This window comes from Frankia sp. AgKG'84/4 (assembly GCF_023242965.2).
GTDB lineage: Bacteria > Actinomycetota > Actinomycetes > Frankiales > Frankiaceae > Frankia.
On sequence record NZ_JALKFU020000182.1, the window covers coordinates 1 to 9,148 of the forward strand.

The window sequence follows — 9,148 nt, forward strand, 5'->3', positions numbered from 1 at the left end:
GTTCCCGGGCGCGTTCGACCTCGCCGGCGGCGAGGGGGGGCAGCGTGTCCAGGCGGGCCAGCGGGCCGGACCCGCGCCCGTCCCCGGGCAGCGACAGCCGCGGGTCCCGGCCATGGGCGCCCAGCCCGACGATCGCCAGCGCGAGCGCCGCGCCGCAGGACATCGTGAGCTGCCGCCCGGCGGGATCGAGCACCGGAACCTGCCGGCTCCAGTCCGCGTGCAGGTCGAGGTGGCGCCCGTCCCAGTCGAACAGCCACGGCTGGGTGTTGTGCACGGACGGCGCGCGTGCGGCGGCCGCGACGACCCGCCGGACCTCCGCTGTCGTCATGGGACGCGTCATCACCGCTCCCGTCGGATGGGTGGCCGTCATAGTCAGTCCTCCCCCTGTGGATGACTCCAGGAAGTCTGTCGGACGCAGTCAGTGTCTGACACTGGGCGGGCGTCGCGGTGACCCGGGCCGGACGGACCGGGAATGGGGGGCCAAAGTCCCGAACCGCGTCACGCGGAGCCCAGCGAGGCCCAGGCGAGACTCGGGATGATCCTGCCCGCGTGGCCCATGGCGCGTTAGTGTCTGCGACATGGCGATGATCAGGGTGTTCATCCTGGACGATCACGAGATCGTCCGGAACGGCCTGCGGCAGACTCTCGAGCGGCACGAGGACATCGAGGTCGTCGGCGAGGCGGGGCTCGCGGCGGAGGCGCTGCGGCGCATCGCGGCGCTGCGGCCGACGGTGGCGGTGCTCGATGGTCGGCTGCCCGACGGCAGTGGGATCGACGTGTGCCGCGAGGTCCGTTCGCAGTTTCCGGAGATCGCCTGCCTGATCCTCACCTCCTACGACGATGACGAGGCGCTGTTCGCCGCGATCATGGCCGGGGCCGCCGGGTACGTGCTGAAGGAGATCCGGGGTAACGACCTGGTCGGCGCGATCCGGTCGGTGGCTCGCGGGGAGTCACTGCTCTCGCCGTCGGTGACCAGCCGCGTGCTGAGCCGACTGCGGGAGGGGCCGGCGGAGGATCCGGTGCTGGCGCCGCTGAACCCGCGGGAACGGGAGGTCCTCGGCCTGATCGCCGAGGGGCTGACGAACCGGCAGATCGCCGGACGGGTCCACCTGTCGGAGAAGACGGTGAAGAACTACGTGTCGAGCATTCTTGACAAGCTCGGCCTGTCCAGCCGCACCCAGGCCGCCGTCATCGCCTACAAACACCTCGGCGGCGAACACACCTCGTAGGCCGGGAGCGCGACGGTCTCGGCGGTCCCGCGCGGTCCGGTGATCAAAGGGGCACTGCCCAGCGCAGCCGGGTGCCGCCACCCGGCGCCGAGACGAGGGTGAACGTCCCACCGAGCGACTCCGCACGGGTCCGCAGGTTGGCCACTCCACTGCGCCGCTTCGACGCGCCGAGTCCGACGCCGTCATCCGCGACCTCGACGATCAGTTCTTCGTCGGCGATGCGCACCGTGACCTCGGCGGAGCCTGCGCGGGCATGGCGGGCGACGTTGGACAGCGCCTCCCGGACGACAGCGCAGAGATGATCGGCGAGAGCGCCGTCGACGACCGCGTCGACCGGGCCCGTGAAGCGCACCGTCGGGGTGAAGCCGAGGCCGGGCCGGGCATCCCGCACGATCTTGCCGATGACCTCGCGGACCCGGCCGGCGGCGGCGACCGGGCTGGGCCGTAGCTCGAAGATGGTCCGGCGGATGTCCTTGATGGTCGCGTCGATGTCCTCGACGTAACCGCCGAGCCGATCGGCGTTGGTCGGGCTCTCGTACTGGGCCAGGTCCTGCAGGCCCAGGGCCACCGCGAAGATCCTCTGAATGACGTGGTCGTGCAGGTCCCGGGCGATACGACCGCGGTCCTCGGCCACGAGCAGGCGCTCCCGTTCGGACCTGGCCCGGGCCAGCTCCAGGCCGACGGCCACGTGCCCGGCGCACGTCGCCGCCATCTCCAGGTCGAATTCGGTGAAGGCTGGCTCGCCACGGTCGCGGCCGAGCAGCACCACCGCGGTCAGGTCGGCCGGCGAGGTCCGGTCACCGGTCAACGGGAGCACGAGCAGGCTGGCCGTGTGCTCGGTTCGCTCCAGGGCGGTCACGTCCAGCTGGGGGTTGTCCACCAGGATCGGCCGCAGTTCCGCGAGCGCGCGGCCGACGAGGCTGGCATCGAGGTCGAGGCGTGCCTCGGCTGGGACGGGTGTGTCCGTACCGAGCGCCACCGCGACCCGGCCGAGACCACCTCCGTCCTGCTGCTCCGCGATGACGACCGCGGCGTACTGCGCCGTCGCCGCCGCGCGCAGGCGGCCAGCGATGATCTCCAGCGGTTCGTCCGTCCCGGTCGCGAGCATGCGGGTCAGCTCGGCGGTGGTGCTCATCCACTGATGCCGCTGCTGGGACTCCTGGAACAGCCGGGCGTTCTCGATCGCCACGCCGGCCTGCGCGGCCAGAGCCAGGACCAGCTCCTCGTCCTCGGCGGTGAAGGGCCCGCCGTCGCGGCGGTCGGTCAGGTAGAGGTTGCCGAACACCTCGCCCCGCACCAGGATCGGCACCCCGAGGAACGTCCGCATCGACGGATGCCCGGGCGGGAAGCCGATCGCGTCCGGATCCCGGGCGATGTTCTCGACGCGCCGCGGCCGGGGATCGTTGATCAGAGCTCCGAGCAGGCCGTGCCCGGCGGGGAGATGGCCGATGCGCTCCTGAGCGTCCGGCTCCATGCCGACGTGGATGAACTCTTCGAGCGTGCGGTCCGGCGCGATCACCCCTACCGCGCCGTACCGGGCGTTGAGCAGCTCGCAGGCCGCTTCCACGATGAGCCGCAGCAGCACGGGCAGCCGCAGGTCCGTGGTGATCATTCGGGTGGCACCGAGCAGGCCCCTGAGCCGGCCCTGCGTCGACAGCACGTCCTGGGCCCGCTCGACCAGCTGGGAGAGCAGTTCGTCGAGTTCGAGTCGGGCCACCGCGGGGAAGGTCAGGCCGGCCTCGGGGCCTGGGCCTGGGCTGCCCGGGCGGGTGTCCGGGCCGGGCCCGCCCTCCGGTCCGGTGGCGCGGGCACCATCAGCGCGGAGGGTTTCACTGCTGCGCTCGCTCACCGGCACCTCATGCCTGCGTCGGTCGTGACGGCCAGCAAGAGGATACCGGCGCTCGCAGCCGGGATGTCATCAACGGGGTTCTTGGAACCGGCTCACGAGGTGGCCCGGCGGGCGACGTGCAGAGTCTGGGCCGACGGACCGGTGGTGAAGATCGTCGTGGCCTCCGGCCAGGGGTCGCAGCGGCCGGTCAGGTCCTCGAGTACGTCGATGGTGGCATCGGAGACGCCGTCGTCGGCTCCGAGGGTGCGCACGGGCCCCTGGGCGGGCGCCGGCGTGCCGCTGGTGCCCGTCCCGTCCGTGCACCCGGACCCGGCGGCCTGCGGGTGTGGCCCCCGCCGGGCGATGATCCGTGAGCGCGCGATGTCCGCTGACACCGCGCACCGCAGCTCGATCAGGTCGGCCGCGGCCGCGGCGGCCAGCCGGGCCGCGCGATGGCGATGGGCCCGCCGCGTCCAGGAGGCATCCATGATCACCGACTCGCCTCGGTCGAGGGCGACGCCCGCCCGGCGGATCATCTCGTCGTAGACCGCCTCGGTCATCTCGGGGCGGTAGAGACCGCGGCCGGGTTCGGCCACGGCGCACGCACGCGGGGCCAGACCCGCGAGTTCCTTACGGATCACATCGGAGCGCAGCACCGTCCAGCCCTCGGCGTCGGCGAGCCCGGCGGCCAGAGTCGACTTTCCCGACGCCGGCAGGCCGCCGACGAGAACCAACCGCACCCGGCCACGTCGGAGCCTGGCCAGGGCCAGGGCGGCCAGCGCCCGGGCCTCGCCGGCTGACGCGGCGTCGCCCTGCCCGACGCGGACGCACGCCACCTTGCACCGCACGAACGCCCGGTAGGAGACGTAGAGGTCCTCCAGCGACCGAGGATGGTGCTCACCGGAGAACTCGCGGTAGGAGGAGAGGAAAAGCTCGGCGAGGTCCGCCCGTCCGAGCCGCTGCAGGTCCATGGCCAGGAACGCGGCGTCGGCGAGCACGTCTCCGGCCCGCAGCTGCGGATCGAACTCCAGGCAGTCGAGGACCCGTGGACCGTCGTCGAGGCAGAAGATGTCATCGGCGAGCAGGTCGCCGTGGCCGTCCCGGACCAGGCCCGACCGTTGGCGCTCCCGCAGCAGCGCGTCGCGGCCGTCGAGGTAACGCAGGGCCAGATGTTCGATCTCGGCCACGCTTGTCGGCGGCAGCACCTCTCCCACATACGGGGTCACGGCGGCCAGGCTGTCAGCCCACAGCCGGCGCTGTGTCGCCACCCCACCCAGCTCGGTGATCTCCGCGGAGGTGCCGCATCGGGAGTGGAACGACGCGAGCAGCCGCGCCGTGTCCCGCACCGGCCCGGCCACCTCGCCGCCCGCGGTGACCAGCGCCGCCAGCCGGCGCTCGGGCGGCAGCCGGCGCATCACTACCATGTGGTCGCAGCAGCGCCCATCGGGCCCGGTCACCTCGGCGGTGCCCAGGTAGACGTCCGGTGCGAGCCGCCGGTTGAGCGCCACCTCCGCCTCGCACGCCCGACGGCGGGCCTCGACCGTCCGGAAGTCCAGGAAACCCAGGTCGACCGGCTTTTTCACCTTGTACACCCGGTCACCGAGGAAGATCAGGGTGGCGGTATGGGTCTCCACCAGCGCGGCCCGACCCGGGGCGGCGGGACCCCCTCCCGTGGCCAAGCGCGTGATCATGTGTTCAGTCTTCCCCGCTGGGCACAGCCGGAACAGTCCACCGCCGACCGGGCCGCGGGCGCCCAACGATCCCCGGCGACAGGACGTTCGTCACCTTGCGGATTGCGCCGGGCAGCGGTTGCCCTTGCCTGCCGCGTGCGGCCGTCGCCAGCAGGGGACGAAGCGCCGATCGTCGTCACGGGCAGGGCCGTTCGTCGGTCCGGAGGGGGACCTACGACCGTCGTTCCGCGTAGCGCGGAGGATCAGTGTTGTACCCATGAGCCTCCTCGGCGCCTGGCGCGTCCACTCCGAATCCCGTCCTCAGGACGTGACCGGTCCGCCGGATCCCGCCAGGCAGGCCCGGGTCGCCTGCGCGCCGCCGATCGGGGCGGCGGTGCGGGCCTGCTGCTGCCCGGCCCAGCCGGTCGCGCGGGTCGTCCTGCGGGTCGACGGCCCCGGGCCGGAGCAGGAGATCTTTCTGTGCGCCCACCATCTACGGGCCGGCGCCCGCCGGCTGCGGGACCTCGGCGCCGCGGTGTATGACGGTGCGGGACTGCCCCTGAGTGATCCCGAGGTAACGTTCGCGGCCGCTGCGCGCGGGTCGGGAACGGGCAGCGAGCCGGACGAGGGAGGATCGTGATGCGCGCCGATGCCGTGATGACGGGGAACGTGTGCGTGGTGACACCGGAGGTCTCGCTGCGGGACGCGGCGGCGCTGCTGATGCGGCGGGACATCCGGGGGCTTCCCGTGGTGGACGCCGACGGCGCACTGGTAGGAATGATCACCGAGGCGGATCTGGTCCGGGCCGGCTCAGCCCCGGACCCGCGCCTGCACGCCCGCCGGGACCTGGCGGTCGCGCCGAACGCGCCGCAGACGGTGGGAGAGATCATGTCGACTCCGGCGGTCGCTGCCAGAGCCGACGCGGACCTGGCCGACGTCGCGCGGATCATGCTCTCCGCGCAGCTCACCCGGGTGCCGATCCTCGACGACCGCAACCGGCTCGTCGGCCTGGTGAGCCGCCGTGATCTGGTGCGACTGCTCACCAGGCCAGACAGCGACATCGCCGCCGACGTCCGGCAGGTCCTCGCCGACTGGTATGCCAACGTGACACCGACGGTGGAGGTGACCGAGGGAGAGGTCGTCCTGGCCGGGCCCGCGGCCGCCGTCCCCGACCTGCTCCGCGCTCTGATCCGGGCTATCCCCGGGGTCCTCGCGGTACGCACGGCCGCGTTGACTCCGTAGGCACGGGCGTGCGGCAGCGCAGGCATCGACACGGCGCCAGAGGATCAGCTCCAGGACACTCCAACCGTCGGCATGACACATCGTGAGGGACCTCATGACCGCACACTCCGCGTTCGCCGAGCGGGACAGCCCGCTGACCGAGCTGGACGGCCCGGAACGTGACCAGGTGATCGCCTACTGGAACGCCGCGAACTACCTGACCGTCGCCCAGATCTACCTGCGGGCGAACCCGCTGCTGCGCGAGCCGTTGAGGGCCGAACACATCAAGCCCCGGCTACTCGGCCACTGGGGCACCTCACCTGCGCTCAACCTGGTCTACGCCCATCTGAACCGGCTGATCGCACGGACCGGTCAGGAGGTGCTCTATGTGGCGGGGCCGGGTCACGGCGGGCCGGCCCTCGTCGCGAACACCTACCTCGAGGGCACCTACTCGGAGATCTACCCACAGGTCAGCGCGGACACCGCCGGCCTGGTCCGGCTGGTCACCCAGTTCTCCACGCCGGGCGGGATCCCGAGCCATGTCAGCGCACCGACCCCGGGGTCCATCCACGAGGGCGGAGAGCTCGGCTACGCGCTCGCGCACGCCTTCGGCGCCGCCTTCGACCACCCCGACCTGCTGGTCGCCGCCGTCGTCGGCGACGGCGAGGCCGAGACCGGGCCGCTGGAGGGCAGCTGGAAGGGCATCACCTTCCTCAACCCGGTACATGACGGCGCCGTCCTGCCCATCCTCAACCTCAACCAGTACAAGATCGCGAACCCGACGGTGCTCGGTCGGCGTTCCCGCGAGCAGGTCAGCACCCTGCTCGCCGGCCACGGCTACGAGGTCCTCTGGGTCGAGGGCGACGACGTCCGGGCCGTGCACCGGGACTTCGCCGCGGCGCTGGCGAAGGCGTACCGGTCGATCCGGCGGATCCAGGCCGAGGCCCGCGCGCCCGGCGCGATCGTGCGCGACACGCCGCGCTGGCCGGCGATCGTGCTGCGCACCCCGAAGGGCTGGACCGGTCCGCGGGAGGTCGACGGCGTGCGGATGGAGGGCACGTTCCGCGCCCACCAGGTGCCGCTATCCGGGGTGCGGGACAACCCCGCCCATCTCGCCCAGCTCGAGGCGTGGCTGCGGTCCTACCGGCCGGAGGAGCTCTTCGACGATGCCGGGCGCCTCGTCGGCGAACTCGCCGCGCTCGCGCCGCGCGGGGACCGCCGCCTCGGCGCGACCAGCTACGCCAACGGCGGGCTGCGCACCGTGGCGCTGACGCTGCCCGACTGGCGTGACCACGCGCTCGCCATCGATCCGGCGCGCCGCGGCGCCGACCCGTATGAGACCACCCGGGCGCTCGGGGAGCTGCTGCGCGAGGTCTACCGGGCGAACCCGACGACCTTCCGGGTGTTCAGCCCCGACGAGCTCGCCAGCAACCGCCTCGGCGCGATCCTGGAGGTCACCGACCGCTGTATGGTCGCGCCGATCGACCCGCTCGACGACCGGGTCTCCCCGTCCGGGCGGGTCATGGAGGTGCTCTCCGAACATCTCTGCGAGGGCTGGCTGGAGGCGTACACGCTCACCGGCCGGCACGGGCTGTTCGCGACCTACGAGGCGTTCGCGATGGTCTCGGCCTCGATGCTGATCCAGCACACCAAGTGGCTGCAGGAAAGCGCGCGGCTGGCCTGGCGGGCGCCCGTGCCCAGTCTGAACGTGCTGCTGACCAGCACCTGCTGGCGCAACGACCACAACGGCTTCTCCCACCAGGGGCCCGGGCTCATCGACACCGCCGTCTCCCTGTCCGGGCAGGTCGTGCGGGTGTGGCTGCCGCCGGACGCGAACAGCCTGCTCAGCGTCGCCGACCACTGCCTGCGCAGCCGCGACCACGTGAACCTGCTCGTCGCCGACAAGCAGCCGCACCTGCAGTACCTGACGGCGGACGAGGCGGCCGAACACGCCGCCCGCGGCGGCTCGGTGTGGGACTGGGCGGGCACCGAGTTCCAGGACGGTCGCGAGCCCGATGTCGTGCTGGCCGGCATCGGGGACGTGCCCACGATGGAGATCCTGGCTGCCGCCGAGCTGCTGCGCCGGTTCGTGCCGAGCCTCGCCGTCCGGGTCGTGAACATCATCGATCTGATGGCGTTGCTGCGTGCGGACCTGCATCCGCACGGCTTTTCCAACCCGATGTTCCGCGCACTTTTCACGGATTCGACGGATGTCGTCGTCGGCTTCCACGGCTACAGCCGGGCGGTGCACCAGCTGCTGCACGGCCGGACGAATCCGCAGCGTTTCCATGTTCGCGGATTCATGGAGCAGGGCACCACCACGACCCCGTTCGACATGGTCGTGCGCAATAATGTCAGCCGTTATCACCTGGCTCGCCTGGCGGTGGAGTTCGCCCGCACCACCCGACCCGGTACCGACCGGCTGGTCACGCACTGCGAGTCACAGCTGGCCAGGCACCACGACTACGTGCGCGAGCACCTGGAGGACCTGCCGGAGATCCGCGACTGGGTCTGGACCGGCGACGTCGCCGCTGACTGACCGGCAACGGACCCGTTGGAGCGCGGCCCACAGCGAGTTCCGGGCCGCGCTCCTTCCGATACTCCCCGGTCCGCTGCCCCCCGGTCCGCTACCCCCCGGTCAGGGCGAGGACGTCGTCGAGTTCCTTGCGGTTGCCGGCGAGCGCGACCACGCCGACGTCGTCGGTGGCCACCCAGACCTGATGGCCGCCGAGTTCGTAGGTGTCGATGCGCAGTGATCCCCGGCGGTGACCAACTGCCACCGGTCGGTGCGGGGGAACGCGCGGGTGCTTTTCGGTCGAATGTGTCGTGCTCGTCACCACAAACCTCCGTCCGCCGAGATTCACACAATACCCCGCAGCCTTCGCCCGCCGCGCCGGAAAAGTCGCCGGATCCCTCGTGAAGAACTACCAGTGGAAATTCCCGAGCCGCTGCGGCGCTGAAAAGGTCGGCCGTACCTGATCCGCCGGCGAACGGTACGGCCGGTGGCCGCCCGCCCCGGCCGGCTCGAAGTCCCGGCGAGCTCTGAGGTTCCTCACAGGGAACTCCCAGGATTCCCGGCCATCGTCACCGGCATGACCCTGACGCGGTACCCCGAGGACGGCCTGCACGCGGCCGGCCCACGTCCGCCCCGCCCGCCGGGCCAGCGCCGACCCGCTGGGCGCCCGGGCGCCGGCCAGGTC

General features: G+C 72.1%; 7 protein-coding genes and 1 pseudogene. 4 read left to right on the forward strand and 4 right to left on the reverse strand.

The genetic code is table 11. The annotated features are described in order from the left end of the window. Positions 1-328 (reverse strand): annotated as a pseudogene (locus tag MXD58_RS13245) (Acg family FMN-binding oxidoreductase); the annotation flags it as partial. Between the two features lie 250 nt (positions 329-578). On the opposite strand from MXD58_RS13245, the gene MXD58_RS13250 reads away from it, so the two are divergent. After that, on the forward strand, positions 579-1,229 hold the full coding sequence (locus MXD58_RS13250) for a response regulator (RefSeq protein ID WP_284678297.1): 651 nt from the start codon (positions 579-581) through the stop codon (positions 1,227-1,229). Between the two features lie 43 nt (positions 1,230-1,272). Here MXD58_RS13250 and MXD58_RS13255 read toward each other — a convergent pair whose 3' ends face one another. Together MXD58_RS13255 and MXD58_RS13260 are read right to left on the reverse strand one after the other, a co-directional pair. After that, entirely contained in the window at positions 1,273-3,078 is a 1,806-nt protein-coding gene (locus MXD58_RS13255) for a sensor histidine kinase (protein WP_374616063.1), read from the reverse strand. Positions 3,079-3,170: 92 nt separating this feature from the next. Next, complete coding sequence (locus MXD58_RS13260) at positions 3,171-4,736, reverse strand: bifunctional aminoglycoside phosphotransferase/ATP-binding protein (RefSeq protein ID WP_248836981.1); 1,566 nt, start codon at positions 4,734-4,736, stop codon at positions 3,171-3,173. 268 nt (positions 4,737-5,004) lie between these two features. Between MXD58_RS13260 and MXD58_RS13265 the strand changes: the two genes are divergently transcribed. The 3 genes from MXD58_RS13265 to MXD58_RS13275 all read left to right on the forward strand — a co-directional run bounded on the left by MXD58_RS13265 (position 5,005) and on the right by MXD58_RS13275 (position 8,487). Then, the gene (locus MXD58_RS13265; protein ID WP_248836980.1) at positions 5,005-5,367 is read left to right on the forward strand and encodes a DUF7455 domain-containing protein; all 363 of its coding nucleotides are present in this window, start codon (positions 5,005-5,007) and stop codon (positions 5,365-5,367) included. Further along, positions 5,367-5,969, forward strand: coding sequence for a CBS domain-containing protein (locus tag MXD58_RS13270; protein WP_248836979.1), 603 nt, complete (start codon positions 5,367-5,369; stop codon positions 5,967-5,969). The genes MXD58_RS13265 and MXD58_RS13270 overlap by 1 nt, the downstream gene beginning before the upstream one ends. Before the next feature lie 94 nt (positions 5,970-6,063). Then, the gene (locus MXD58_RS13275) at positions 6,064-8,487 is read left to right on the forward strand and encodes a phosphoketolase family protein (RefSeq protein ID WP_248836977.1); all 2,424 of its coding nucleotides are present in this window, start codon (positions 6,064-6,066) and stop codon (positions 8,485-8,487) included. Between the two features lie 88 nt (positions 8,488-8,575). Here the strand turns inward: MXD58_RS13275 and MXD58_RS13280 are convergent, their stop codons facing one another. Continuing rightward, on the reverse strand, positions 8,576-8,728 hold the full coding sequence (locus MXD58_RS13280) for a hypothetical protein (RefSeq protein WP_248836976.1): 153 nt from the start codon (positions 8,726-8,728) through the stop codon (positions 8,576-8,578). Positions 8,729-9,148 lie beyond the last annotated feature (420 nt).

What these genes read in the sequence shown, in the direction of transcription:
- MXD58_RS13250 (WP_284678297.1), top strand. Translation starts at nt 579, where the DNA reads ATGGCGATGATCAGGGTGTTCATCCTGGACGATCACGAGATCGTCCGG.
- MXD58_RS13265 (WP_248836980.1), top strand. Translation starts at nt 5,005, where the DNA reads ATGAGCCTCCTCGGCGCCTGGCGCGTCCACTCCGAATCCCGTCCTCAG.
- MXD58_RS13270 (WP_248836979.1), top strand. Translation starts at nt 5,367, where the DNA reads ATGCGCGCCGATGCCGTGATGACGGGGAACGTGTGCGTGGTGACACCG.
- MXD58_RS13275 (WP_248836977.1), top strand. Translation starts at nt 6,064, where the DNA reads ATGACCGCACACTCCGCGTTCGCCGAGCGGGACAGCCCGCTGACCGAG.